The following is a 25,330-nucleotide window of genomic DNA, read 5'->3' as shown; positions in this document are numbered from 1 at the left end:
CGTGTCCGGGAATCGGCCGAACCCGGCCGGCCGGGGAGACCGCCGGCCCCGGGCCCCGGGCGGCCCCGGACCTGGTCGGGAACCCCTGCCAGGCGGCCCCGGTAGGCTGGCGGGGCCGTGGCGCCACCGCGGAGGCACACGGCCCGGCCGACCCGGCCGGCGACGTCCCGGAGTCGGTACGGCGTCGACCACCGCACCCCTCGCGCACGGCAACGGAGCCGGCGCCCCACCACCCCGGACGCGCCCGCCGCGCCCGCCACGGAAAACGGACATGCCCAGCACACCCTCGCCCCTGCTCACCACCCCCGAGCCCGCCCCGGAAACCGTCACCGGCCCCGCCGGCATACGGCTGATCGTCACCGACATGGACGGCACGCTCCTGGACGACGCCAAGCGACTCCCGGCCGGACTGTGGCCGACCCTGGCCGAGCTGCGCCGCCGCGGTGTGCTGTTCAGCCCCGCGAGCGGCCGTCAGTACGCGACGCTGGCCGAGCAGTTCGCCGGCCACGACGAGGGCATGGTGTTCATCGCGGAGAACGGCACCTACGTCGTCCGGGACGGCGTGGAGCTGAGCTCCGACCCCCTGGACCCGGCCCTCGCGGCCGGCCTCGTCGGATCCGTACGGGAACTCGTCGCCCAGGGCGTGGACGTGGGCGCCGTGGTCTGCGGCAAGCGGTCGGCCTATGTGGAGCGGACCGACGAGGCCTTCCTGGCCGAGGTCCGCAAGTACTACGTACGGCACCGGATCGTGCCGGACGCGGCGGCCGTCGACGACGACATCATCAAGGTGGCCCTGTTCGACTTCGGGTCGGCCGAGCGGACCACCGCCCCGGCGCTGGCGCGGTTCGCCGCCACCCACCAGGTCGTCGTCTCGGGCGAGCACTGGGTCGACGTGATGAACCGCACCGCCGACAAGGGCGCCGCGCTGCGCCGGCTCCAGCGGGACCTGGGGATCACGCCCGCCCAGACCCTGGTGTTCGGCGACTACCTCAACGACCTGGAGATGCTGGACGCCGCCGAGTGGTCGTTCGCCATGGCCAACGCCCACCCCGAGGTCATCGGCCGGGCCCGCCACCTGGCCCCCTCCAACAACGACAACGGGGTACTGCGCACCATCGCGCGCCTGCTGCACCTGCCGCCCGGCCTCGGCGGCTGACCGCCGGCTGGCCGCGGGGTGCCCGGAGCCGGGGGAGTCCTGGCCGTCGGCAGAGGGGAGTCCAGGCCGTCAGCCGGGAGCCCGGGCCGTCAGCCGGGAGTGGTCTCCTCGACCCGGGTGTCCGGGTCGTCCCGGTCCCTCCGGTCGCGGTCGTCCTGGCCGTGGCCGTCGTCCGGGCCGGGCCGGCTGTCCTTGTCCTGCCGAGTGTCGTACGGACTGTCCTGCGGAGTGATCCGGCCGCCGCCGACGCGGCCGCGCAGCCGCCGCCACGCGTCGCCGCAGCGGTCGACGAACTCGACGTAGCGCGCTCCGCAGCCGGGCGGCGGAAATCCCAGGCGGTCCTGGAAACGGTGGAACACCCCGCCGACGTCCGGCAGCAGATCGGGCCGGAGGTCGGGCCGGAGATCGGAGGCGGCCGCCGCGTCCTCCGCCAGCGTCAGATGGACACCCCCGGCGTACTGCGAGGACATGTTGTAGAGGAACGCGCCCAGGGTCGCCATGGCCGTACCCAGGACGACCTCCAGGGTGACGACACCGGCGGCGATGACGAGCGTCCAGCCGAAGGAGGGCCAGGCTTCCGGGTCCATCGCGGTGAGCATGGCCCAGACGAGCACCATGGTGACGAGCACGCAGGCACCGAGTCCCAGCAGCACCAGACAGCTCGTCGTCATCACCGACCAGGGATCGGCCCGCGATATGCGCATACGTATCGCGGACGGCCCCGGTCCCGCCGCCTGGGACCGCACGGGCCGGTCCGGGACCCCGCACTGCTGAGGGGCGGGATCCTGCCCGGAGGCCTCGGTGCCGCGCTCCTGGCGCTCGGCTGGGCTCATGCCTTGCTCCTCACGGTGGGTGCGACCGCCCGCGCGGCGTGCATGACGGCGCCCGGGTTGTGGTGGGCGGTGCGGGAATCAGGCGGTGGCGCCACCGTGGCGTGCGGCCGCGGCGACGATGTGGTGCCGGGTGACACGGCCGATCTCGTGCCAGAACGGCTTCGCCGTCAGGTAGGCGCCCAGTACGGAGAGCACTCCGAGGGAGACGTCGACGCTGATCCGCCCCTGCTTGGCCCAGTAGACGTCCTTGAGATCCAGCAGGAGTGCGAACTCGTCGCAGATGAGGGCGGTGCCGCAGCCGTAGGCGGCCGCGACGGCGGGGTGCCCGACCGCGCGTTCGTCACCGCGTACGGCGATCAGGCCCACGCCGGCGAGGGTGGCGATGCCGATGTTGTAGTGGTGCAGGTGCTCGCCACCGGCGGAGATGTTGCCCCAGGGCAGCCAGCCGCCCCGGATGCCGTGCGTGATGACGCGGACGGTGCCGAAGGTGACCCCGAAGGAGATCCAGGTGATCAGCAACGACCGTCGCAGCGGGGTCAGATGCCGGTCCGCCGTCTCATGCCATCTGCTGACGAGCAGCGGCCGGTCCGGGTCCCGGTCGCGGCGGTGTGCTTCGGTGAGTCTCATTGGCTGACCAACCTCCCACGCCGAACCGGCACCCTCGGACGGCGTCGGGGCCGTGCCGGACACCGCCGTTGGTGTGCGGTTTCGACGTTAGGCGCGGCGCTCCCGTCCCGCATGCCCGCCGCCGCGGGACGGGGCCGCTCGGGTGACGGCGGTGCGTACGCCGGACCGGCCGGCCCGCCGCCGTGCCGTGCTCAGCCGCGCTCGCTCACGTTCTCGGCGGCGAACATCCAGCGCTGCTTCTCCAGTTCGGCCGTGATCGTGATCAGCAGGTCCTGGGTGACCGGGTCGGGCTTCTCCGTCGCGTCGATGCGCTCGCGCAGCCGCTTGATGGCCGCCTCCAGGGACTCGACCATGACCGCGACGACCTCCGTGTCGCGCACCCAGCCGTCCTTGGGGCCGGGCAGCGTGAAGGCCGAGGCGATCGTCTCCGGGCGTCCGTCCGGCGGCAGGCCGAGCGCCGCGGCGCGCTCCGCGACCGTGTCGGCGAACTCGCGGGCCGCCGCCACCACTTCGTCGAGCTGGAGGTGGATGGACCGGAACCGCGGTCCCACGATGTTCCAGTGCGCCTGCTTCCCGATCAGGGAGAGCCCGAGAAGGTCCACGAGAGTGCTCTGCAGCGCGTCCCCGGTGACCTGACGGGCCGCTTCGGGGATCGTGCTCTTCACGACAGTCATACGGTGGTCCTCCTTGGGGAGCCGTCTCTGGGAGTCGTCTCTGGCGGTCCGGAGCGGTGCGATGCGTTCGTCCTCGCTGGTCCCGGCCGGTCCCACCCGCACCGCGCAACCACTCCATGGGGGCGCGAGTGCCCTCGTCGAAACGGGGCAAACAACCGCCCCGCCCAGGTCGGACGCCCTTTTCCGGGCCCGAGACGGGCGCTCAGCGCGCGAGTACGCGGTCCAGGAAGTCCGTCATGTCCGCGAAAACCTCCGCCCGGTTCGTCTCCAGGAACACCTCGTGCCGGGCGCCCGGGTAGATCCGTTCGGTCAGCGTGCCGCCGAGCCGCTCGATCCCGGCCCGGCTCCCGCCGAGCGGGACCAGCCGGTCGTCGTCGCCGTGCAGCCACAGCACGGGCAGTTCCCCGACGTCGCCGCCCTCGGCGACGGCCTTCAGGGTCCGCGCGAACGCCTCGACCGTCGGCCGCTTCATCGGGCCGTGCCAGACGAGCGGGTCCGCCGCGTACGCCGAACGGACCGCCGGGTCCCGGGAGAGCGCGGCCGGGCTGACCGGCGTGTCGGGGATCTCGTCCAGGGCCAGCAGCCGGCCCGGGAGCTCCCAGGCGCCGATGACCGGCCCGGACAGCACGAGCGCGGCGAGTTCCGCGCCGTGGCGCTGGGCGTAGCGGGCGGAGATCAGCCCGCCCATGGAGTGGCCGATCAGCACGAGCGGCAGCCCGGGGTGCGCGGCTCGGGCCAGATCCGCCACGGCGCGCACGTCGGTGACGACCTCCTCGAAGTCCTCGACCACCACGCGTTCGCCCGCCGACCTCCCGTGGCCCATGTGGTCGGGGGCGTACACGGCCGCTCCGTGCGCGCCCAGTGCGCGGGCCGGCTCCTCGTAGCGGCCGGAGTGCTCGCCGTACCCGTGCACCACGAGCGCGACGTACCGCGGTCGCGGGTGCGGCCACTCGCGGACGGCGAGGGCGCCCCGGACGCCGGTCAGGACGTGCTCGCGGACGTCGGCCACGACTCCTCCAGGTGAGACGGTCTACGCCCCGCGGTTGTCAGGACATAACATCGGTCACCGCATGAACACGATGACGCTCTGGAACATATCCGGGTGGGGATTCGCCGCGCTCACCTTCGCGGCCCTGCTCGTCGGCTTCTCGAAGACCGCCGTCAGCGGGGCCAACACGGTCAGCCTGGCCGTCTTCGCGGCCGTCCTGCCCGCCCGCGCCTCCACAGGAGTGCTGCTGCCGGTCCTGATCGCCGGCGACGTCCTCGCCGTCCTCACCTACCGGCGGCACGCCCACTGGCCCACGCTGTGGCGGCTGTTCCCGGCGGTCGCGGCGGGGGTGGTCGTCGGCACCCTGTTCCTGATGTGGGCCGACGACGGGATCGTACGGACGTCGATCGGGGCGATCCTGCTGCTGATGGCGGGGGTGACGGTGTGGCGGCGCCGCAGCGCCGACCGTGGGGAGGAGCCGGACGCGGTCAGCACCCGTCCGGGCCGCCTCAAGGCCCGCTCCTACGGCGTCCTCGGCGGCTTCACCACCATGGTCGCCAACGCGGGCGGCCCGGTGATGTCGCTGTACCTGCTGTCGGCGGGCTTCCGCAAGCTCGGCTTCCTCGGTACGTCGGCCTTCTTCTTCCTGATCGTCAACGTCTCCAAGGTGCCGTTCAGCGCCGGTCTCGGACTGATCGACGGCCGCTCGCTCCTCCTGGACGCCCTGCTCGTGGTCTTCGTCGTGCCCGGTGCGCTGCTCGGCAAGTGGGCGGTGCACCGCATCAACCAGCGGCTGTTCGAACAGCTGGTGATCGCGGCCACCGTCGTGGGCGGCTTGCAGCTGCTGCTGCGCTAGCCGGTCATCCGGTCGGGAGGTGTCCGGGTCGGAAGGGCGCGAGGTAGTCCGGTCAGGAGGCCGTCCGGTCAGGAAGCCGCGCGGCCCAGCGCCGCGCGGAAGCGGTCGTAGCGCTCCACGTCATCCACGTCGTCGGCGCGCCGCGGCCTTCCCACGAGGAGGCCCCAGACGCTCGCCATGAACAACGTCGCCAGGGGGATGAGCAGCCATGTAAGAGGGGTCACTGTCCGTCCTCTCCTTCCCGAGTGGATCAGCCGGGTAGGGCGACGATGACATACATGATCAGCTCTACATATTTGTATGACGAGCGACTCCGCGCTTTTCACTCGGAGGGCCCCGGTCCGAAAGTCGGAAGGTTTCTTGTCCGGACAATCCGCCCGGGAGGGCCGGGCATGAGTCGGGAGCACCCTGAGTGATCGTTAAGATGAGCCGCGGTTGCCGCGATCCGTATGCGCTGCCCGGCTGCTGCCGCGCCTGCTGCGGGGAGCGGTCGTGAGGGCGGGACTTCGGGGATTTTGAGGGCGGGGCTACGGGTGCTGGTGGCGGGGCGGTACCGGCTGCAGACGGTCATCGGGCGCGGCGGAATGGGCGAGGTCTGGAGAGGCCTCGACGAGGTGCTCGGCAGACCGATCGCGGTCAAACTGCTGCTGAACGACGGGTCGGACGCCTCGGCCGAGGCCCGGTTCAGACTGGAGGCGCAGACCTCGGCCCGGCTGAACCATCCGCACGTGGTCGGGACGCTCGACTTCGGTGCCTGGGAGGACCGCTGCTTCCTCGTGATGGAACTGATCGAGGGCGACAGCCTGGCCGGTGAGCTGACCGCCGGCGGCCCGCTCTCACCGGAACGACTGGCCCAGGTGGCCCAGCACTCGGCCGAGGGCCTCGCCGCGGCGCACGCCCAGGGCATCGTGCACCGGGACGTCAAGCCCGGCAACCTGCTCAGCGACCACCAGGGCACCGTCCGCATCGCCGACTTCGGCATAGCCCGCTTCGTCGACGACCCCTCCGGCGCGCTCACCACCACCGGGCAGATCGTCGGCACCGGCCTCTACCTGGCGCCCGAGCGGGCCATCGGGACGCCGGCGAGCGCGGCCTCCGACATGTACTCGCTGGGCTGCGTGCTCTACCACCTGTCCGTCGGCTCCCCGCCCTTCGAGGCGTCGACCGCGACCGCGCTGCTCTACCAGCACGTCGACTCCCCGCCCGTACCGCCGCACCAGCGGGGCGTGGCGCTGCCTCCCGCCTTCGAGGCGTACCTGCTGAGCATGCTGGCCAAACAGCCGGAGGAGCGACCCACGGCCCGGCAGGCAGCGGACTGGTTCGCGGGCGGCGCCTGGCGGGGCGTTCCCGAGCCGCTTCCCCCGGAGCACTGGAGTGGGGGCGGGGGCGGGGGACGCGGGCAGCATCGCGGTCCGAGCCAGCGGGGTACGGCTCCCGCGCACCGTCGCGCCGCCACCGCTCCCGCCCCCGCCCGCACCGGGGTCGCGTCGGGGGCCGCCGGCATGGACTCCGGCTGGAACACCAGCGTGCACCGGGTGCCCCCGCGCCGCCCCGGGCTGCGCTCCTCGCTGCGCCGCCACCGCCGTGCCGCCGCCGTCGTGGGCGGTGCCGTCCTCTTCGTCTCCGCGCTGCTCGCCGGGATGGCGTGGTTCTCCTAGTGCTGCGACAGCACTGGGCGCGCCCACGGGCAGACGCGCCCGCGTGTGCGGTCGCCGACCGGAGCGGGTGGGCGCCCTTGGAGTCCGGACAGCGCGCTGAGTAGTCTCCGGCACATGCGGATCTCCGTCTCCTCGGACATGGCCGAACCCGTCGCCCGTTCGCTGGTCGCCCTGCTGCGCGAGCGCGGGCACGAGGTGCTGACCCACGGTGCGCTGCGCCCCGGGGACGACCCGCAGTGGGCGGCGTGCTCGGCCGCCGCGGCCCGTGACGTCGCCGAGGGGCGGGCCGACCAGGCCGTCGTGTGCTGCTGGACCGGCACGGGCGCGTCCATCGCCGCGAACAAGGTGCCCGGCGTACGGGCGGCTCTGTGCACCGACGCCTACACGGCGGACGGCGCCCGCCGCTGGAACGACGCCAATGTGCTGGCGCTCGGCCTGCGGCTGACCTCCGAACCGCTGCTCAAGGAGATCCTCGACGCCTGGTTCGCCGCCGCGCCGAGCGAGGACGCCGAGGACCGCGAGAACGTCGCCCGCGTCGGACGCCTGGACCTCCGGCGGGACGAGACCCGGGGCGACCGGCCCTGAGAAGCCCCATGAGGGACTGGCCTAGGAAGTCCGGCTCGCCCCCGCGGCTCGTACGACCAGGTCGAGCGGGTCCTCCCGGAAGAGGGCGCGCCCGGCCGCGATCCGTTCCTCACGTGGCGCGCCCGGCGTCGTGAGGCGGGTCAGGGAGTGCACCAGGGCATCCGGGTCGGCCGCGTGGTCGCAGACGCCGAGGGCCGCCATACGGCGCAGCCCCTCCGCCCCGTGTCCGGGCAGCGGGCGGTGGCCGACGACGGGCAGGCCCGCGGCGAGCGCCTGTACGGCGGTCTGCCCGGCCGCGTTGTCCACCAGGGCGGCACACGCGTGCAGCAGTTCCGGCATGTCCGTCACCCAACCGGGGGTGAGGACACCCGGCGTGCCGGACAGGGAGCGACGCAGCCGTTCGTTGCGTCCGCAGAGCACGACCGGCAGGAAACCGTGCGCGGCGAGCAGCCGGGCCGTGTCGGCCAGCCGGCTGCCCGCTCCCCAGGCGCCGGCGGAGACCAGCACCGCGGGCCCCCCGCCGCCGTGGCGCTCCAGCCGGCGCCGCCACACGGCCGTCCCCGGCCCCGCGGCGAAGAACTCCGGTGCCACGACCGGACCAGTCGCCTCCGCCGCCCGGCCGGTGCCTCGCCGGACCTCCCGAGCGGTCTCGTCCGTGAGGCACACATGCAGGTCGTTGCCCGGGTGCAGCCACTGCCGGTGCGCCGCGAAGTCGACGACGACCACCGCGCTGGGCACCCGCAGCGCGCCGCACGCCCGGAGGTGGCCGGTGAGCTGGGCGGCCAGATGGAAGACCGGCACGACGACATCGGGCCGCCACTCACCCACCAGGCTCAGCAGACGCCCACCGGCCAGCCGTGCCAGCGGGGTGCCGCTCGGGCGCGGCCGGGGGCCGGGTGCGAGGAACAGGTCGTAGATGCCGGCGTAGACCCAGGGGGCCCGACGGACGACGGTCCGGTAGAAGCCGCGCAGACCGCTTCCCAGACCGCCGGGCAGCAGGGCCAGTACGTCCACGACACGGGCCTCCTTGCCGGCGGCGCGGGCGCGGCGGGCCAGTTCGGCGGCCACCGTGTCATGGCCCGACCCCATGCTCGCGGTCACCACGAGCAGCCGTTCCGCCTCCGGCGGGGACGCCGGGGCCGGCCGGGCGGGCGCATGGCGCGTGCCGGGCTCGCGGGCGGCGGGCAGCGGTGGCGGCACGGACGATTCGGACGACACTGGAAGTGAGTAACCCTCACCCACCGCAGTCAAACGAACGGGCACGTCCTTCCGCCCGTCCCACGTTTCGGGCACAGCCTCCGGGATACTTCACCAGCCCGGAGGCCGTCCCGTACCGCCGGGGCCGCACCGGCGGCCCTCGGTCCGTCCGATCCTCGAGGTGCGTCCCGATGTCCCACGCCCCCTCCCGCGTACGGTCCGGCTCCGGCACGCCGGTCGAGGCCCCGGCGGCGCCGAGCGCCGCGCCCGGCCGGACCGGCGGTGCCGCGGCACCGGGCGGAGGCGCGCTGGTGACCGGGGCCTCGTCCGGGATCGGCGCGGCCGTGGCACGGCGGCTGGCCGCGGAGGGCGGCTGGCGCCTGGTGCTCAACGGGCGCGACCGCGCACGCCTTGAGGAGGTCGCCCGGGGCACCTCGGCCGTGGCCTTCCCGGCGGACCTGTCCGGCCAGGGCGCCGAGCGGCGCCTGGCGGAGTTCGCGCTCGACAACGTAGGCCGCGTCGACCTGCTGGTGGCGAGTGCGGGCATCGGGTGGGCCGGACCGTTCAGCACCATGCCGCAGCCGGCCATCGACGAGCTGTTCGACGTCAACGTGCTGGCGACGCTGCGTCTGGTCCGGCTGCTGCTGCCCCAGATGATCAGGCAGGGCACGGGCCGCGTGGTCATCATCGGCTCCCTGGCCGGCACGGTAGGCGTCCGCGACGAGGCCGTCTACTCCGCCGCCAAGGCCGCGCTGGGCGCCTTCGCCGACGCCGTGCGCTACGAGTTGCGCGGCACGGGGGTCGGCATCAGCCATGTGGTGCCCGGGGTGGTCGACACGCCGTTCTTCGACCGCCGCGGCGTGCCCTACCGGCGCTCCTGGCCCCGGCCCGTCCCGGCGAGCCGGGTCGCCGACGCGGTGTGGGAGGCGGTGTCGCGGGGCCGGGACGAGGTGTACGTCCCCGGCTGGACCCGTCTGCCGGGCCGGGTGCGCGGTGCCGCGCCCGCCCTGTACCGCCGCCTTGCCGCACGATTTGGGTGACACACGGGGTGAACGCGCTCACCATCGTCCTCGCACTGTTCGCCGCGTGTGCCAACGCCGCGGCCTCGGTACTGATGAGGCGCGCGGCGACGGAGACGCCGGACGGCGCGGGAGGGGACGACCGGCGCACCGGCGGTACGGCGGGCGAGACGCCGGACAGGCGCGGGGAGGGTGGCGGTCCGGCTCCCCGGGCGGCGGAGGGCGGACACGGGCCGGACGCCGCGGGTACGCCGCATGCCGTCAAGGCCAGGCGGCGGCGGTTCTGGCTGGCCGGGGCGGCCATGCTGGCCGTGTCCGCGGTGTTGCAGGCCGCGGCGCTGGCCGTCGGGAGCCTGTCACTCGTCCAGCCCCTGCTGGCGACCGAACTGCTGTTCACGCTGGCGATGGGCAGCATCGTCTTCCGCCGGCGGCCGGCCCGGATCACCTGGCTGTCCTTCCTCGCCCTGGCCGTCGGCCTGGCCGTCTTCCTCGGCGCCGCCTCGCCGTCCGCCGGACGCGCCACGGCCGAGGGGGCGCGCTGGATCCCGGTCGGCGTCGCCCTGGTGTGCCTGGTGCTCCTGCTGATCGGCGTGGCGCGGCTGGTCAGCGGCCCGCCCCGGGCCGCCGTGCTCGGTCTGGCCTCGGCCATGCTGTTCGCGGCGACGGCCGCCCTCCTCAAGGAGGTGACGGGCCTCTATCCGCAGGGCCTGGCCACGCTGTTGTCGAACTGGACGCCGTACGCCACGGCGATCACCGGGCTGGCCGCCTTCGGACTGCTCCAGTGCGCCTTCCGGGCGGGGACGCTCGTCGCCTCCCAGCCCGCCCTCACCCTCGGCGACGCCCTGACGAGCATGGCGCTGGGCTGGGCGCTGTTCGGGGAACACATCGCCCTGGGTGTGCGCATGGTGCCCGAGGCGATCGGCATCGGTCTGCTCGCGGCCGGGACGGTCGGTCTGTCCCGTTCCCCCGCCGTGTCGGGCAAGTGGGACGCGGAACCGGCGGTCGGCGCGGCCTCCGATCCGGGAAGGGCGCAGGCGGAGCACCCGTGAGGACAGCAGCACGAGGAGGAGTCGGAAGGTGGCAGGCAGAGCACCCGTCAGGAGGAGTCGGCAGGTGGCAGGACCAGGCAGCCGTCACGCGCGCACCGCGCTGGCGGCCCTCACGCCGGTGGCCGCCGTCGCGGCCGCCCACATCGTCCCGGCGGCCACCTGGCTGCCCCGCTTCCGGGCCCTGTGCTTCCCCGGTCTCGCCGGGACCGGCCGCCCCGACCACGTCGCACTGACCTTCGACGACGGCCCGGACCCGGCCTCCACGCCGCACTTTCTGGACGAGCTGGACCGGCTGAACGTACGCGCCACGTTCTTCGTCCTGGGCGGGAGAGTGGCCCGTTTCCCCGGCCTCACCCGGCACATCGCGGACCGGGGACACGAGCTCGCCGTGCACGGCTGGACCCACAGCCGTCCCTGGCTGCCGGCTCCGGCCCGGGACGTCCGGGAGACCGCGCGGGCGGCCCTCGTCGTGCACGACACCACGGGCCTGCGGCCGCGGTGGTACCGCCCGCCCTACGGCATTCTCACCGCGGGCCGCTGGGCCGCCGCCCGGCACGCGGGCCTGCGCCCCGTGCTGTGGACCGCCTGGGGCCGCGACTGGACGGCGGACGCGACCCCCGCCTCCGTCCGCACCACCGTCACCGCGGACCTGCGCGGCGGCGGCACGATCCTCCTGCACGACACCGACCACGCCTGCGCCCCCAACTCCTGGCAGGCAACCCTAGGCGCCCTGCCCGGCCTTCTCCGCGCCTGCCACGACGCCGGCTGGTCGGTGGGCCCCCTGTCCGAACACGACCTGCACCGAGCCGGGCAGGGCTGAGGCCGCCCACCCGTTGCCCAGGGTTCTCGCGACGACGATGCCTCAGCCCCTGGGAGCCTTGCGCCCGCTGGTCTCGGGCGGGCGGGCCCGCCCACGCGCGACGGGCCGCAGGTCTTGGGGCAGGTCACGGCGCCGGGACGGCCCGCCCGATGGCCGTGTGGAGATGCTCGTCTCCACGGCGCGGCGCTCAGCGTCGGCGCGATGCCGCGCGCAGTGTCATGCCGAATCACGGGTTCGAAGCGCGGGTGATGCCACACGCCGCACGCGCGTGAGGCCCGCCACCCGGCAGGAGGACCTCGCGCCCTCGTCGCCGCCCCCTGGTGCCGCCCCCCGTCCATCACCCCCTACGCTCGATGTCATGTCCTCGCACATCCTGGTTCTCGGTGGTACCGCCGAGGCCCGTGAGCTGGCCGCGGTGCTCACGGCGCGAGACGGGGTGCGGGTGACCAGTTCGCTGGCGGGGCGGGTGACGCGGCCGGGGGCGCTGGACGGGGACGTGCGGGTCGGCGGTTTCGGTGGGGCGGAGGGGCTGGCCTCCTGGCTGCGCGAGCACCGCGTGGACGCCGTCGTCGATGCCACCCATCCCTTCGCCGAGGCGATCACGCGGAACGCGGCGCGGGCCGGGGCGGAGACCGGCGTGCCCGTGGTGGTGCTGCGCCGGCCCGGATGGCGGCCGGGACCCGGGGACCGCTGGCACCCGGTCGCCTCGCTGCACGCCGCGGCGGAGCTGCTGCCGCGGCTGGGGCGCCGTGCGTTCCTGACCACGGGACGGCTGGGCCTCGCCGCCTTCGCCCACCTGGCCGAGACGCACTTCGTCGTACGGTCGGTCGAGCCGCCCGAGCCGCCGATGCCCCCGGACACGCGGGTGGTGCTCGCCCGCGGGCCGTTCACAGTGGCCGGCGAGACAGAGCTGCTCAGGGCGCACCGCATCGACGTGCTGGTGACCAAGGACAGCGGGGGAGCGGCCACCGCGGCCAAACTCTCGGCCGCGCGGGAACTCGGGCTGCCGGTCGTCGTCGTACGCCGTCCGCCGCTGCCTCCGGAGCTGACCGCCGTCCCGGATGTCGCGGCCGTGCTGGAACGCCTCGGCCGGGCCGCCAGGCCTACTCCGCCCGACCCTCGGAGTTGCGGCGCAGCAGATACGTGTCCATGATCCAGCCCTTGCGTTCGCGAGCCTCGGCCCGCAGCCGCTCGATGCGCGGCGCGGCCTCGGCGATCGGGCCGGAGACGAGGATCTCGTCCGGGGTGCCTATGTAGGCGCCCCAGTAGATGTCGATGTCCTGGTCGGCGCAGTGCCGGAAGGCCTGGTGGGCGTCGAGCATCACCACCACGTCGTCCACGCCCTCCGGGAACCCCTCGGCCAGCCGCCGCCCGGTGGTGATCTGCACGGGCCGGGCGACCCGGTTGAGCCCCGTGCGGTGCCGGGCCACCAGGGCCGAGACGCTGCTGATGCCGGGCACCACGTCGTACGCGAAGTCCACCGCGCCCCGCGCCAGCACCTCCTCGAGGATGCCGAGCGTGCTGTCGTACAGCGCCGGATCGCCCCACACCAGGAACGCGCCGGTCTCGTCCTCGTCCAGTTCCCCGGTGATCAGCCGCTCGTAGACGTCCGCGCGTGCGCTGCGCCAGTCGCCGACGGCGGGGGAGTAGGCGGCACCGCCCGCCGTCCGGTCCCGCTCCGGGTCACGCGCCTCCACCACGCGGTACGTCCCCTCCGGTATGTGTGTGCGAAGCATGTCCCGGCGCAGTTGTACGAGGTCCGACTTCGCCTCGCCCTTGTCGAGGACGAAGAACACGTCCGTGTCGCGCAGCGCCCTGACCGCCTGGAGGGTGAGCTGGTCCGGGTCGCCCGCACCGATGCCGATCACATGAATCTTTCGCACGCCCCGAGTCTGCCGTACGGCACTGACAACGCGTCCACCGGTGCCACACCGACCGCTACCGGCACCACTCACGCAGCCGGCCGGCTACGCCCCATCCCCGCGCAGCCGAGGCGCCCGTTCCGCCGCGTCCACGGCACCCGCCGCCCCGCTGTCCACGGCGTCCGCCAGTTCCCGCGCCCACGCCACCACCCCGGACGCGTCCATGCCGTACGGAGTCCGCTGCCCGGTGTCCGCCACCCATTCCTCCACCGCCCCCGCCCCGCGCCGCAGCAGCCGGGCGCCGCCGGTGAGGTTGCCGCGGGCCGCGTGCGTGAGCCCCACCGCGAGCTGGGCCAGCCCCCGCCACAGGGCGCGTTCCGCCGGTGGCCCCGACTTCCAGGCGTCCTCGAAGACCTCGTGCGCGTGGAAGGGCTTGCCCGCGTCCAGCAGTGCCTGAGCCTCGGCGACCGTCGCCGGCGGGGTGCGCACCACGCCCTCGGGCTGCCTCGGTACACCGTCGGCGCCGTACGGCAGGGGCCGCCCGAGCCCGTCCCGGGGCCGGGCGTTGCGCGCCCGCCCCTCACTGTCCCGGTCCCGCGCGCCCGCCGGCCTGTCGGAGGAAGTGCCGCTCATACGCCGATTGTCCCCGACCTCGCGCCCCTTTTCGGCGCGGCCCCCGAGGTGCGGTAAAGTGACGTTCGCGCGATCACACGGTTCACCGCACGAACGCGCACCGGGACGTGGCGCAGCTTGGTAGCGCACTTGACTGGGGGTCAAGGGGTCGCAGGTTCAAATCCTGTCGTCCCGACTCGGAAGAGTCGCAGGTCAGGGGATGTTTCAGAGGAATCTGAAACATCCCCTTGATCATGTGCGGGGACCATTTGGGGTGCAGCAGTGCCCTTGATCGCGCAGGCTGGCGGCCACGATCGGCCTCGGCGGACATGAGCGAGCGCCGGCTCTCGACCCTCGCGCGCAGCAGATCGCGACTCGCTGCGGCTCGGTTCTTGTCTGTGTGGGTGATCGCCCGCTGCCGCGGCCGAGAGCGCACCCCCCGTTTCGGCGCGCCCCTCGTGCGGACGACTCCCCATGCGTCGCGCTACAGCGCTGCGGACACGGTCACCTATCGATGTGGTACCGGCTCTGCGTGATCACAGCCTGTCGCAGTTTGGTGGTGAAGTCAGGTGTACGGGCGATGCGGTCGACGCCGCCGGCTTTGCTGTGGCGGAGCGCAGTTCTGAAGTTGTGCTCCAGAGTGCCCGTCATGCGGGACATGAGCGCCTCGTTCAGATGGTCCAGGTCGATGTTGAGCAGGTCACGTGGGGATGGCTGCCGCAGCCGAGTCAGGGTGTAGGCCGCCATCGCGGCCAGAGGATAGAGCCAGTTCTCCAGGGTCTCTCCCAGCAGGGGACGGTCCTCGGCGTAGCGGGTGAGGAAGGCGCGGAGCCGCGTGTGGACGTCGAGGCAAAGCCGGTAGATGTCCAGATCGTGTCGGGTGGAGAAGATCTGGCCGTAGTGCTGGTCGTCCAGAAGCAGTGCGTCTGAGTGCCGGAGAGCCACGTGTGGCTCGCGGAGGACGAACGCAGTGAATTCCCGGGCCAGGCGGGCCATGCTGACAACGCGGTCGAGAGGAAAGCCGAGGTTGCGGTAGTAGCTGGCGCGACGTTCGTAGTAGTAGCCACCGGCTTGGTGGAGGCTTTCCTCGATGTCTTTCTGGATGGACTCGGTGGCCCGCAGGGCACCGGCGGGCAGTTGGGTCTGGCTGTTGGTGGCGCGGATGATGCGGTCGCGAGCCGTACCGGATTCGGGCGCTACGACGATCTTTACGAGCAGCGATCGGTCGCGGTGCTGGCCGCCGTTCTGTACGTAGCTGAAGATCTCATGGCTGGTCTGCAGACCGTTGACGATCTGAGGCTCCTTGATCACGATCTTTTTTCCTGCGATCTGGGCGGCGTCGGCGACCACTGTGACGCCGTTGTTGAACCACCAAAAATCTTCACCGGTCACGGACTTGAGGGTTTCTCCGATCGCGTTGTTGACCGCAGTCGAGCCGGCGTAGTCGCGTACGTTGGACTCGAACAACTCCAGCCGTAGGGCTTCGTTGTCCGAGGTGATGAACCGGTAGTACTCGTCGAGTCGCACCAGGCATACGTAACCTTCGCCGAGCGAGGTGCTCATCGGTGTCTCGGTGAATACGAGTTGGGCGACAGCTTTCGCGCCGCGTGCGGTGCGCTCGCGGAGATCCGCCGCGTTGAGGTACTCAAGGTCGGCACTGGTGTCCGATGTGATTTTGGCGAGTTCCCTACGGAGGCGGTCTCCCTTGGACTTGACGTTCGGGTGTGGGGTTTCTGCTGCCTTGCTGGCGTAGATGACTTTGATGCGGACCTGGGGGAACGAGGAGGCCAACTCCTCCAGCACGTGCAGGAACCGGCGGGTGCGGTCCAGCAGTTTGGCGTTGGTGTGGTCGATCAGATCTTCCTCCTCTCGCCCCATGTCCAGGAGCGTGGGCAGGTGGAAGTGCAGCTTCTCGATCACGGTCTCCTGGTAGCCCGAGGTGTTCTTCGCCTGCAGGATCACCAGGTCAATCTTGCTGGCACGCGGTGGGAGAAACTGATGGGCGTCGGCGGTGATGTACCGCTCGTCGACGAACGTCCAGATGCCGTCGATGCCACAGTCGTGGGCGCCGTCCACGATCCCGTCCGTGATCTCGTCGTTGTCGAGATCCCAGTCCTGCAGCGCCTTGTCGGCCGCGAAGAACGTGAAGAAATCGTCCCTGCTTTTGTCAGGAGCGAGCTTGCGGTGTTGGTCCTCAAGTATTCGGTCGAGCAGTCGCTGGTCGTTGTTCTGCGCTGACGCCATGCAACACCCCACTGATGCAGAGGAACGTAGACAGAAGATGTTGGCAGTTGGTTGGCTCCACGTGAACACCCCGCGTTTCGCCGCCGGCGCCCTGGCCGCAGGTATCCGGACTACCGGCGACGCGGGCTCAGGGCGGCAGCGTACGGTGGCGGCGTGGCAAACGAACACCTGGGACGGACCCTGCGCCGCCTGCGGCGGCTGGCAGCCTTGACGCAAGAGGAGCTGGCCGAGCGCTCCGGCGTGTCCGTCGACGTGATCCGCCAATTGGAACAGGGCCGCAAACACTCGGCACGACTCCCCACGCTGCACGCACTGGCCAACGGACTGGGCGTGGAACTGACCACGCTCCTCGGCGACCCCCCGGCGGTCGCAGCGACGGGGGAGAACGATGGGCCACGCTTCGTCGCCGTCCGCAGGGCCGTCATGCCCGCGCTCTGGGGGCCACGGCCGGAGCCGACCGGACGCGACTTCTCCATTGAGCGTCTGCGCGAGCAGATCGCGGACGCGTGGTCGCAGTACCACTCAGCCGAGTTCGACACCGTGATGAAGACGCTCCCCGACCTGATCGCCGAAGCGCGTTCGGCCACGGTGTCGGGGGCCGACGACGATCGTAAGGCCGGTTTCACTGCCCTGGGCAAGGTGCTTCAGCTCGCCGGACACGTCGCTGTGCGCATGGGCAAGACGGACCTGGCCCTGACGAGCCTCGAACGCGCGATAGAGGCAGCGCAGCAGTCCGATGATTTGCTGCTGACCCCCATGCTCGTGAACTCTGTTGCCTGGACCTACCAGCGGCAGGGGCGCCTCGAAGACGCGTTGCACATCGCCCTGTACGCGGCAGAGACCGCCGAAGAGGGCGGACACACGGACACGGCCGACGGCCTGAAGGTGTGGGGCGCCCTCACCATGAGTGCCGCCACGTCTGCCGCCCGGAGCGGTGACTACAAGCGCGCGGCGGAGATGATGGCTGAAGCGGAGACAGCCGCCGCCCGCGTCTCCAAACTCCCGCCGGGCGGCGACAATCGCATGGTCAGTGTCTTCAGCCCGTCGTCGGTCCGCATTGAACGCGTTCGCTTGGCTGTGCAGTACGGACACCCCGACGAAGCCTTGGCACTGGCCAAGGGGATGAGGCTGAGCAAGGACACCCCGCCGTCTTGGCGGACGTGGCTTCTGCTGGACGTCGCCCGAGCCCACACGGACACGGGGGACGCCGCTGGAGCAGTGAAGGCACTGGAGTCACTGCGCCGAGTGGCGCCCACATGGATGCAGCACCACACCTTGGCCGTGGCCATCGTGCGTGACCTGTGGGCGCTCCCCAACCGACCGCCGGGGCTGAGGCCGTTGGCGGAGTTCCTTGGAGTCGGCGAATAGCGTCCGGAAACTGGGACGCTGCGCCCCTGTCAGCGTTCCCGGGGTGTCGCTTTCATGAGCGGACAGCGCCCCGTCGGCCGTGCGAACGGCCTTGGGGCTTGGCCGATCTGAGAAAGCAGACCCCATATGCCGCAACCCTCAACGCGGGCACGCCCTACCGGCTGTCCGGGCTACAGCGAGACTTTGCCGCGCGCGCCTGAGAGTGCTGGCACCGCGCGTCGCCTGGTGCGTGTTGCCTGCGCCGTGTGGGGACTGGAACAGTTGGCCGGGGACGGTGCGTTGATCGTTTCCGAGTTAGTGGCGAATGCCGTCCAGTACGCGCGGAGTTCGCACATCCGAGTCACGATTACCCGGATTGAGGTGGCAAAGGTGCGTATCGGCGTCGTGGACAGGTCGACGAGGGTCCCGGAGCCTCGGGAGTCGAGTACCGAGGAGGAGTGCGGGCGCGGCCTCGCGCTGGTGGGGGAACTGGCGACGGAGTGGGGCGCGGATCCACTGCCGTGGGGCAAAAGGGTGTGGGCGGAGCTCCACGGGAAGGAATGAGGGTGAGTCTGGAACGGAGCCTTTGGGCGGGCGATCTGATCCACGACGAGGACATCGGCCGACGTGGAATCGTCATGGATGTGCGGGGCGGAGTTGTGTGGATGCTGCGGCCGGAGACCGGTCCGGGGCAATGGACTTCGCGCCGGCCCGAGCGCTTGGCCGTGGTGACACCGCGAGAGCAAATGCGGGAACGGCTGTAGAGAAGCGGAAAGCCCGGCTCGGTGGTGTTCACCGGCCGGAGCATCGCCACTCCAGGTCCCCTCACGACCTCACCAGCAGTTGGAAGTCGAAGGTGTACCGGGACGCGCGGTACACATGGGTGCCGTGCTCGACCGCGCGGCCGGTGTCGTCGTAGGCCGTGCGCTGCATGGTGAGCAGGGCGGCGCCCTCCCGCTCGTCGAGGAGGGGCGCCTCCTCGGCGGTGGCCGTGCGGGCGCCGATGGTCTGGCGGGCGCTGTGCAGGGTGATGCCCGCCGAGCGCATCACGCGGTACAGGCCCGTCGACTCCAGCCGGGCGGTGTCGAGTTCGAGCAGGGCCGCCGGCAGGTGGTTGCACAGGAACGCCACCGGCCGGCCGTGCGTGAACCGCAGCCGTTCCAGCACCGTGACCTCGGCGCCCTCCGCGAGGCCGAGAGCGGCGGCCACGTCGACGGTCGCGGGCACCCGCTCGTTGCGCAGCACCCTGGTGGTCGGTCCCTGCCCGGCCGTCTCCAGGTCGTCGTAGAGACTGCTCAGCTCCAGGGGGCGCTTGACCCGGCTGTGCACCACCTGGGTGCCCACCCCGCGCCGTCGCACCAGCAGGCCCTTGTCGACCAGGGACTGGATGGCCTGGCGGACCGTGGGGCGGGACAGGCCCAGGCGCGCGGACAGGTCGATCTCGTTGCCCAGGAGGTTCCCCGGGGTGAGGAGCCCACGTTGGATCGCGGCCTCCAACTGCTGGGCGAACTGGTGGTACAGCGGCACCGGACTGCCCCGGTCCAGCGCGAAGTCCAGGGAATCGAGCGCGCAGACGGTCCCGGGACGGGACCGGTCACCGGTCGTCGCCACGGCGGCACCCCCTTCGGGTCGGGTCGGGTGGGACACGGGCTCGAGCGGCCCCCGCCGGGGCGCGTTCACAGATGACGGCGGCGGGCGGCCACCTCGCGGTCGTAGCGCGCGCGGGCCCGGACGGCGGGCTCACGGGCGGACACCTCGGCCACCGGCACGTCCCACCAGGCCTCGGCCGGGGGAGCGGCCGGGGCGGGACGCTCGACGTCGGTCTCGACGTAGACGCATGTCGGTCGGTCGGAGGCACGGGCCGCCCCGAGCGCCCGGCGCAGCTCGCCGACCGTCTTGGCGCGCAGTACCTCCATGCCGAGGCTGGCGGCGTTGGCGGCGAGGTCCACGGGGAGGGGTGCGCCGGTGAAGGAGCCGTCGGCGGCGCGGTAGCGGTAGGCGGTGCCGTAGCGCTCGGCACCCACCGACTCCGACAGACCGCCGATGGAGGCGTACCCGTGGTTCTGGACCAGCACCATGTTGACGGGCAGGCCCTCCTGGACGGCGGTGACGATCTCCGTCGGCATCATCAGGTAGGTGCCGTCGCCGACCAGCGCCCACACCGGCGTGTCCGGCGCGGCCTGCTGCACGCCGATCGCGGCAGGGATCTCGTAGCCCATGCAGGAGTAGCCGTACTCCAGGTGGTACTGGCGCGGGGAGCGGGTCCGCCACAGTTTGTGCAGGTCACCGGGGAGGGAGCCGGCCGCGTTGATCACCACGTCGTCGTCGCCCACGACCGCGTCCAGCGCGCCCAGCACCTGGCTCTGGGTCGGTACGGCGCTGTCGTCGTCGGCGCGGAACGCCGCTTCGACCACCCGCTCCCAGCGCTCCTTGCCGGCGCGGTACTCGGCCTCGTACCCGGCGTCCACACGGTGCCCGGCCAGCGCCTCCGTGAGCGCCGTGAGACCGGTCCGCGCGTCGCAGACGAGGGTGGTGGCCGCCAGCTTGTGGGCGTCGAACGCGGTGACGTTGAGGTTGACGAAGCGGACCTCCGGGTTCTGGAAGAGCGTGCCGGAGGCCGTGGTGAAGTCGGTGTAGCGGGTGCCGACGCCGACGACCAGGTCCGCGGTGCGGGCCAGGTCGTCACTGACGGCCGTGCCGGTGTGGCCGATGCCGCCGAGGTCGGCCGGGTGGTCGTGGCGCAGCGAGCCCTTGCCCGCCTGGGTGGAGGCGACCGGGATGCCGGTGGCGTCGGCGAGCGCCTTCAGCGCGTCCTCGGCCCCGCTGTGGTGGACGCCGCCGCCGGCGACGACCAGCGGGCGGCGGGCGGCCCGCACGGCCCGTACCGCGTCGGCGAGTTCGGCCGGGTCCGGGGCGGGGCGCCGTACCCGCCACACCCGCTCGGCGAAGAACTCCTCGGGCCAGTCGAAGGCCTCCGCCTGCACGTCCTGCGGCAGCGCGAGGGTGACGGCCCCGGTCTCGGCCGGGTCGGTGAGCACCCGCATGGCGTTCAGGGCGGAGGGGATCAGGGCCTCGGGGCGGGTGATCCGGTCGAACCAGCGGGAGACCGGGCGCAGGGTGTCGTTGACCGACACGTCCGCCTCGACGGGGTGCTCCAACTGCTGGAGCAGCGGGTCGGCGGCGTGCGAGGCGAAGTAGTCGCCGGGGAGCAGGAGCACCGGCAGGCGGTTGATCGTGGCCAGGGCCGCACCCGTGGCGAGGTTGGTGGCGCCCGGTCCGATGGACGTCGTGACCGCCTGCGTGGACAGCCGGGCGCACTGCCGGGCGTACCCGACCGCCGCGTGCACCATGGCCTGCTCGTTACGGCCCTGGTGGTACGGCATGACGTCCTCGCCCGCCTCCATCAGCGCCTGTCCGAGACCGGCCACGTTGCCGTGGCCGAAGACGCCCCAGGTGCCGGCGATCAGCCGGTGCCGTACGCCGTCCCGCTCGGTGTGCTGGGCGGCGAGGAACCGCACCAGCGCCTGGGCGGCGGTGAGGCGGATCGTGGAGTGGCTCATCGTGACCTCACGGGGAAGGGGCGGTGTACAGGGGCAGGCGGGGGTCGACGGGCTGCTCGGGCCAGCTGCCGCGGATCCACGCGTGGTCGGGGTGGTCGCAGATCAGCCAGGCGCGCTCGGCGTCCGGGCCGGCCATGACGTTGAGGTAGTACATGTGGTGGCCGGGCACGGCCATCGACGGTCCGTGCCAGCCGTCCGGGATCAGGACCACGTCACCGCCGCGCACCTCGGCCAGCACGTCCGTCTCCCGGCCGGGACCGGACGGGGAGACCCGCTGGTAGCCGAGGCCGGGGGTGCCGTCGTGGGCGGCGAACTCGAAGTAGTAGACCTCCTCCAGGACCGACTCCTCGCCCGGCCGGTGCTCGTCGTGCTTGTGCGGCGGGAAGGAGGACCAGTTGCCGCCCGGGGTGATCACCTCCACGGCGATCAGCTTGTCGCACTCGAAGACGTCCGCCGCGCCGAAGTTGTTGACCTGGCGGGAGCAGTTCCCGGTGCCGCGCAGCTCCACCGGTACGCCGGACGCCGGACCGTACCGGGCGGGCAGGCGCCGGACGCAGCGGGCGCCGGTGAGCGCGAACCGTCCGCCGCCGGTGGACGAGACGGTCACGCGGGCGTCGCGGGGTACGTACGCGAAGTCGCTCACGCCGCTGAACACGCTCTCGCGGCCGGTCAGTTGGTACGTGTCGCTGCCGAAGTCGTCGGCGGCGGAGACCGTGCAGCCGCCGCCGAGCGGCAGCACGATCCACTCGCTGTCACCGGTGTCGAAGGTGTGCGAGCCGCCGGGCGGCAGTTCCAGGACGCGCAGGCTGGAGTGGCCCCAGCCGGCGGACTCCGGGCTCACGTCCACGACGTAGGGCCCGCCGAGGGCCTTTCCGGCGGGGAGGTGGTAGGGGCTGGTCACGAAATGCCTCCTTCTCGCGGTGGGATCACGGCGGATCACGGCTGGAGCACGGGCGTCACGGCCGGAGCACGGACGAGGCCGGGGCGGGCCCGGACCGGAAGGGCCCCGTCACAGCAGGCCCACGGCCGTGTCGACCGCGCTCTCCACACTGCCCGCGGCGGGGTACAGCAGCGACCGGCCGACGACCATGCCCTGCACGGTGGGGAGTCTGAGGGCCTTGCGCCAGCGTTCGTAGGCGCCCTCCTGGTCGTCGCCGATCTCGCCGCCGAGCAGCACGGCCGGCAGCGTGGAGGTCCGCAGGACCTCGGCCATGTCGTCCGGGTTCTCGGTGACGGGCAGTTTCAGCCAGGTGTAGGCGGAGGTGCCGCCCAGGCCCGACGCTATGGCGATGGAGCGGGTGACGGCCTCGGCGGACAGGTCGTTGGCGACCCTGCCGCCGGCGCGGCGCGTGATGAACGGCTCGACGAAGACCGGTAGACGCAGCTCCGCCATCTCGTCGACGGCCCGCGCGGTGGACTCCATGGTGGTCAGCGAGCCCGGGTCGTCGTAGTCGATGCGCAGCAGCAGCTTGCCCGCGTCGAAGCGGAGCCGGGCGATGTCGCGGGCGCGGTGCCCGGTGAAGCGGTCGTCCATCTCGAAGGAGGCGCCGGACAGGCCGCCGCGGTTCATCGAGCCCATGACGACCTTGCCGTCGAGCACCCCGAGGAGCAGCAGGTCCTCCAGGACGTCGGCGGTGGCGAGCACCCCGTCGACGCCGGGCCGCGACAGCGCGACGCAGAGGCGTTCGAGCAGGTCGGCCCGATTGGCCATGGCGAGTCTGCGGTCGCCGACGCCGAGCGCGCCGCGCGCGGGGTGGTCGGCGGCCACGATCATCAACCGGCCGCTGTCGCCGATCAGCGGGCGGCGCTCCCGGCGCGCGGCCGCCTCCGCGACGGCCTCGGGGTGCCGGGCACGGACTGCGGTGAGGTCGGGGATGCTGAGGGTCAAGGGGAGGCTCCGTTCAGGCAGTGGCTCGCGAGAGGAGGCCGTCGACCTCCGCACGGGTGGGCATCGCGGAGGAGCAGGCGAGGCGGGAGGCGACGAGGGCGCCGGCCGCGTTGGCGTACCGCATGGTCGTCGTGAGGTCCCAGCCGGACAGCAGGCCGTGGCAGAGCGAGCCGCCGAACGCGTCGCCCGCGCCGAGGCCGTTGACGACCTCGACGGGCACCGGCGGGACCTCGGCCCGGGTGCCGTCCCGGTGCACCGCGAGGACGCCCTTGGGGCCCTGTTTGACGACGGCCAGTTCCACACCGGCCGCCAGCAGCGCCTCGGCGCAGGCCTCGGGTTCGCGCACGCCGGTGGCGATCTCGCACTCGTCGACGTTGCCGACCGCCACGGTGGCGTGCCGCAGCGCCTCGGCGTAGTACGGGCGGGCCTGGGCGGGATCCGGCCAGAACATCGGGCGCCAGTCGAGGTCGAAGACGGTGGTGCCCGCCTTGTCGCGCGCGGCCAGGGCGGCGAGCGTGGCGGAGCGGCTCGGCTCCTCGCTCAGGCCGGTGCCGGTGATCCAGAAGATCCGGGCCGCGCGGATGGCGGAGAGGTCCAGCTCGTCGGTGTGGATCTCCAGGTCCGGGGCCTTGGGCCGGCGGTAGAAGTACAGGGGGAAGTCGTCCGGCGGGAAGATCTCGCAGAAGGTCACCGGGGTCGGGTACGCGGCGACCGGCGTGACCCAGCGGTCGTCGACGCCGAAGTCCTTCAGCGCCTCGTGCAGATACGCGCCGAACGGGTCGTCGCCGGTGCGGGTGATCACCGCGGTGGAGCGGCCGAGCCGGGCCGCGGCGACGGCCACGTTGGCCGCGGAACCGCCGAGGAACTTTGCGAAGGTCTCCACGCGGGCCAGGGGTACGCCGGACTGCAGGGGGTAGAGATCGACCCCGATGCGTCCCATGGTGATCAGGTCGAACGACTGGGCGGACTCAACGGGCTCTGCCATGCGCGACGCTCCTCGAGCTGGGCTGGGGGTGCGGATCCCAGGGGGCCCCGCGACGGTGGGGACACGGATCCCGGGGCCTGCCGCCTCCCAGATGTAGGACGCGCGCGGCCACACTGTCAAGGGTTTGTTCTTACATTCGGACTAGCTCGTGAACGGATGTCTTGACAAAGTATTGACAGCGGGCGCGCCAGCGGATTGGATCCGGTCCCAACACACCAGCCGTGCAAGCGGCACACGGCCCCGGAACCGTCCTTGCCGGCTCTGGGCCCCGGACCTCCCGATGCCCTACCTTCCCCCGAGTTCTCCCCCCGAGCTTTCCCCGAACCACAGTGAGGTGCAGGAAAGATGGACCGCTCTTCTCGCCGCTCCCGCGGAGTCGCCCCCCTCGTGGCCGTGACCGCGGTGGCGGCTCTGGCCCTCGCCGGCTGTTCCAGCGGCTCGGGCGGAAAGAAGGCCGAGGAGGGCGGAGACGGTGGCGGCACGGCGGGCAAGGCCGGCACGCCCCGGATGACGGTCGCGCTGGTCACCCACCAGGCGCCCGGCGACACCTTCTGGGACATCGTCCGCAAGGGCGCGGAGGCGGCCGCCGCCAAGGACAACATCAAGCTCGTCTACTCCGCCGACCCCAACGCCGGCACCCAGGCCAACCTCGTCCAGAACGCCATCGACCAGAAGGTCGACGGCATCGCCGTCACCCTCGCCAAGCCGGACGCGATGCGGAGCGTGCTGGCCAAGGCCGAGCAGGCCGGCATACCCGTGGTCGGACTCAACTCCGGCCTGAACGACTGGAAGAAGCTCAACCTGCTGGAGTTCTTCGGGCAGGACGAGTCGGTGGCGGGCGAGGCGTTCGGCAAGAAGCTGAACGAGGTCGGCGCCAAGAAGGCCGTCTGCGTGATCCACGAGCAGGGCAACGTCGGCCTGACCCAGCGCTGCGACGGCGTGAAGAAGACCTTCCAGGGCTCGATCGAGAACCTCTACGTCAACGGCGCGGACATGCCATCGGTGAAGTCGACGATCACGGCCAAGCTCAAGCAGGACGGCTCCGTCGACCACGTCGTCACCCTCGGCGCCCCCGTCGCGATGACCGCCGTGCAGTCGGTGGGCGACGCGGGCAGCAAGGCCCAGGTCGCCACCTTCGACCTCAACAAGGAGCTGGCCGGCGCCGTCAAGAAGGGCGACATCGAGTTCGCCGTCGACCAGCAGCCCTACCTCCAGGGCTACCTGGCCGTGGACGGCCTGTGGCTGTACAAGAACAACGGCAACTACAGCGGCGGCGGCGAGCAGCCGGTGCTCACCGGTCCGGCCTTCGTCGACAAGTCCAACGTCGAGAAGATCGCGGGGTTCGCCGCGAAGGGCACCCGGTGAGCGAC

Annotated in this window: 25 protein-coding genes and 1 tRNA gene; 12 read left to right on the top strand and 14 right to left on the bottom strand. The window is 72.3% G+C overall.

Going from position 1 to position 25,330, the window contains the following annotated elements; genetic code table 11:
* Nucleotides 1–271 precede the first annotated feature (271 nt).
* Entirely contained in the window at nt 272–1,156 is an 885-nt protein-coding gene (locus ABZ818_RS19100; protein WP_361415724.1) for a Cof-type HAD-IIB family hydrolase, read from the top strand.
* Between the two features lie 89 nt (nt 1,157–1,245).
* Here the strand turns inward: ABZ818_RS19100 and ABZ818_RS19095 are convergent, their stop codons facing one another.
* The 4 genes from ABZ818_RS19095 to ABZ818_RS19080 form a co-directional block, all read right to left on the bottom strand.
* Nucleotides 1,246–1,989 carry a DUF3566 domain-containing protein gene (locus tag ABZ818_RS19095; RefSeq protein WP_361415722.1) on the bottom strand — a complete coding sequence of 248 codons (744 nt, stop codon included), beginning with the start codon at nt 1,987–1,989 and terminating at the stop codon, nt 1,246–1,248.
* Between the two features lie 78 nt (nt 1,990–2,067).
* On the bottom strand, nt 2,068–2,616 hold the full coding sequence (locus tag ABZ818_RS19090; RefSeq protein ID WP_361415720.1) for a hypothetical protein: 549 nt from the start codon (nt 2,614–2,616) through the stop codon (nt 2,068–2,070).
* A 191-nt stretch (nt 2,617–2,807) separates the two neighbouring features.
* Nucleotides 2,808–3,290 (bottom strand): DNA starvation/stationary phase protection protein, encoded by a 483-nt coding sequence (locus ABZ818_RS19085; protein WP_361415718.1) that lies wholly within the window; start codon nt 3,288–3,290, stop codon nt 2,808–2,810.
* Nucleotides 3,291–3,492: 202 nt separating this feature from the next.
* Complete coding sequence (locus tag ABZ818_RS19080) at nt 3,493–4,299, bottom strand: lysophospholipase (protein ID WP_361415716.1); 807 nt, start codon at nt 4,297–4,299, stop codon at nt 3,493–3,495.
* A 61-nt stretch (nt 4,300–4,360) separates the two neighbouring features.
* Here ABZ818_RS19080 and ABZ818_RS19075 point away from each other — a divergent pair, with 61 nt between their 5' ends.
* Nucleotides 4,361–5,134, top strand: coding sequence for a sulfite exporter TauE/SafE family protein (locus ABZ818_RS19075; RefSeq protein ID WP_361415714.1), 774 nt, complete (start codon nt 4,361–4,363; stop codon nt 5,132–5,134).
* Between the two features lie 68 nt (nt 5,135–5,202).
* On the opposite strand, the gene ABZ818_RS19070 is transcribed toward ABZ818_RS19075, so the two are convergent.
* Nucleotides 5,203–5,358, bottom strand: coding sequence for a hypothetical protein (locus ABZ818_RS19070; protein ID WP_361415712.1), 156 nt, complete (start codon nt 5,356–5,358; stop codon nt 5,203–5,205).
* Between the two features lie 309 nt (nt 5,359–5,667).
* On the opposite strand from ABZ818_RS19070, the gene ABZ818_RS19065 reads away from it, so the two are divergent.
* Together ABZ818_RS19065 and ABZ818_RS19060 are read left to right on the top strand one after the other, a co-directional pair.
* Nucleotides 5,668–6,792, top strand: coding sequence for a serine/threonine-protein kinase (locus ABZ818_RS19065; protein ID WP_361415710.1), 1,125 nt, complete (start codon nt 5,668–5,670; stop codon nt 6,790–6,792).
* 114 nt (nt 6,793–6,906) lie between these two features.
* On the top strand, nt 6,907–7,377 hold the full coding sequence (locus ABZ818_RS19060; protein ID WP_361415708.1) for an RpiB/LacA/LacB family sugar-phosphate isomerase: 471 nt from the start codon (nt 6,907–6,909) through the stop codon (nt 7,375–7,377).
* 21 nt (nt 7,378–7,398) lie between these two features.
* On the opposite strand, the gene ABZ818_RS19055 is transcribed toward ABZ818_RS19060, so the two are convergent.
* Nucleotides 7,399–8,466 carry a galactosyldiacylglycerol synthase gene (locus ABZ818_RS19055; RefSeq protein WP_361415807.1) on the bottom strand — a complete coding sequence of 356 codons (1,068 nt, stop codon included), beginning with the start codon at nt 8,464–8,466 and terminating at the stop codon, nt 7,399–7,401.
* 299 nt (nt 8,467–8,765) lie between these two features.
* Here ABZ818_RS19055 and ABZ818_RS19050 point away from each other — a divergent pair, with 299 nt between their 5' ends.
* From ABZ818_RS19050 to ABZ818_RS19035, 4 genes are all read left to right on the top strand, one after another.
* Nucleotides 8,766–9,614: an SDR family NAD(P)-dependent oxidoreductase gene (locus ABZ818_RS19050; RefSeq protein ID WP_361415706.1), complete on the top strand. Its 849-nt coding sequence runs from the start codon at nt 8,766–8,768 to the stop codon at nt 9,612–9,614.
* 8 nt (nt 9,615–9,622) lie between these two features.
* Nucleotides 9,623–10,642, top strand: coding sequence for a DMT family transporter (locus tag ABZ818_RS19045; RefSeq protein WP_361415805.1), 1,020 nt, complete (start codon nt 9,623–9,625; stop codon nt 10,640–10,642).
* 64 nt (nt 10,643–10,706) lie between these two features.
* Entirely contained in the window at nt 10,707–11,462 is a 756-nt protein-coding gene (locus tag ABZ818_RS19040; RefSeq protein WP_361415704.1) for a polysaccharide deacetylase family protein, read from the top strand.
* A 358-nt stretch (nt 11,463–11,820) separates the two neighbouring features.
* Nucleotides 11,821–12,615 (top strand): cobalt-precorrin-6A reductase, encoded by a 795-nt coding sequence (locus ABZ818_RS19035; RefSeq protein ID WP_361415702.1) that lies wholly within the window; start codon nt 11,821–11,823, stop codon nt 12,613–12,615.
* Here the strand turns inward: ABZ818_RS19035 and cobF are convergent.
* Entirely contained in the window at nt 12,566–13,345 is a 780-nt protein-coding gene (gene cobF, locus ABZ818_RS19030) for a precorrin-6A synthase (deacetylating) (RefSeq protein ID WP_361415700.1), read from the bottom strand. The two genes, ABZ818_RS19035 and cobF, sit on opposite strands and share 50 nt — an antisense overlap.
* Nucleotides 13,346–13,429: 84 nt before the next feature.
* Nucleotides 13,430–13,957: a DUF309 domain-containing protein gene (locus ABZ818_RS19025; RefSeq protein ID WP_361415698.1), complete on the bottom strand. Its 528-nt coding sequence runs from the start codon at nt 13,955–13,957 to the stop codon at nt 13,430–13,432.
* A 101-nt stretch (nt 13,958–14,058) separates the two neighbouring features.
* Here ABZ818_RS19025 and ABZ818_RS19020 point away from each other — a divergent pair.
* Nucleotides 14,059–14,132, top strand: a tRNA-Pro gene (locus ABZ818_RS19020).
* 308 nt (nt 14,133–14,440) lie between these two features.
* Here the strand turns inward: ABZ818_RS19020 and ABZ818_RS19015 are convergent.
* Nucleotides 14,441–16,180 carry an AIPR family protein gene (locus tag ABZ818_RS19015; RefSeq protein WP_361415696.1) on the bottom strand — a complete coding sequence of 580 codons (1,740 nt, stop codon included), beginning with the start codon at nt 16,178–16,180 and terminating at the stop codon, nt 14,441–14,443.
* Between the two features lie 153 nt (nt 16,181–16,333).
* Here ABZ818_RS19015 and ABZ818_RS19010 point away from each other — a divergent pair, with 153 nt between their 5' ends.
* Together ABZ818_RS19010 and ABZ818_RS19005 are read left to right on the top strand one after the other, a co-directional pair.
* Nucleotides 16,334–17,548: a helix-turn-helix transcriptional regulator gene (locus ABZ818_RS19010; RefSeq protein WP_361415694.1), complete on the top strand. Its 1,215-nt coding sequence runs from the start codon at nt 16,334–16,336 to the stop codon at nt 17,546–17,548.
* A gap of 126 nt (nt 17,549–17,674) precedes the next feature.
* A complete protein-coding gene (locus tag ABZ818_RS19005; protein ID WP_361415692.1) occupies nt 17,675–18,091 on the top strand; it encodes an ATP-binding protein in 417 nt (138 codons plus the stop codon).
* A gap of 261 nt (nt 18,092–18,352) precedes the next feature.
* Here the strand turns inward: ABZ818_RS19005 and ABZ818_RS19000 are convergent, their stop codons facing one another.
* The 5 genes from ABZ818_RS19000 to iolC all read right to left on the bottom strand — a co-directional run bounded on the left by ABZ818_RS19000 (nt 18,353) and on the right by iolC (nt 23,960).
* Nucleotides 18,353–19,138, bottom strand: coding sequence for a GntR family transcriptional regulator (locus ABZ818_RS19000; RefSeq protein WP_361415690.1), 786 nt, complete (start codon nt 19,136–19,138; stop codon nt 18,353–18,355).
* Nucleotides 19,139–19,203: 65 nt separating this feature from the next.
* Nucleotides 19,204–21,087 carry a 3D-(3,5/4)-trihydroxycyclohexane-1,2-dione acylhydrolase (decyclizing) gene (gene iolD, locus ABZ818_RS18995; RefSeq protein WP_361415688.1) on the bottom strand — a complete coding sequence of 628 codons (1,884 nt, stop codon included), beginning with the start codon at nt 21,085–21,087 and terminating at the stop codon, nt 19,204–19,206.
* A gap of 7 nt (nt 21,088–21,094) precedes the next feature.
* Nucleotides 21,095–21,988, bottom strand: coding sequence for a 5-deoxy-glucuronate isomerase (gene iolB / locus ABZ818_RS18990; protein WP_361415686.1), 894 nt, complete (start codon nt 21,986–21,988; stop codon nt 21,095–21,097).
* Nucleotides 21,989–22,096: 108 nt separating this feature from the next.
* Nucleotides 22,097–22,975: a deoxyribose-phosphate aldolase gene (locus tag ABZ818_RS18985; RefSeq protein ID WP_361415684.1), complete on the bottom strand. Its 879-nt coding sequence runs from the start codon at nt 22,973–22,975 to the stop codon at nt 22,097–22,099.
* 13 nt (nt 22,976–22,988) lie between these two features.
* Nucleotides 22,989–23,960 carry a 5-dehydro-2-deoxygluconokinase gene (iolC, locus tag ABZ818_RS18980; RefSeq protein ID WP_361415682.1) on the bottom strand — a complete coding sequence of 324 codons (972 nt, stop codon included), beginning with the start codon at nt 23,958–23,960 and terminating at the stop codon, nt 22,989–22,991.
* Between the two features lie 345 nt (nt 23,961–24,305).
* On the opposite strand from iolC, the gene ABZ818_RS18975 reads away from it, so the two are divergent.
* On the top strand, nt 24,306–25,325 hold the full coding sequence (locus ABZ818_RS18975) for a sugar ABC transporter substrate-binding protein (protein ID WP_361415680.1): 1,020 nt from the start codon (nt 24,306–24,308) through the stop codon (nt 25,323–25,325).
* The last annotated feature ends 5 nt before the right edge of the window (nt 25,326–25,330 follow it).

This window comes from Streptomyces sp. NPDC047453, assembly GCF_040643155.1.
Classification (GTDB): Bacteria; Actinomycetota; Actinomycetes; order Streptomycetales; family Streptomycetaceae; genus Streptomyces.
This window is presented reverse-complemented; position numbering and strand designations above follow the sequence as displayed.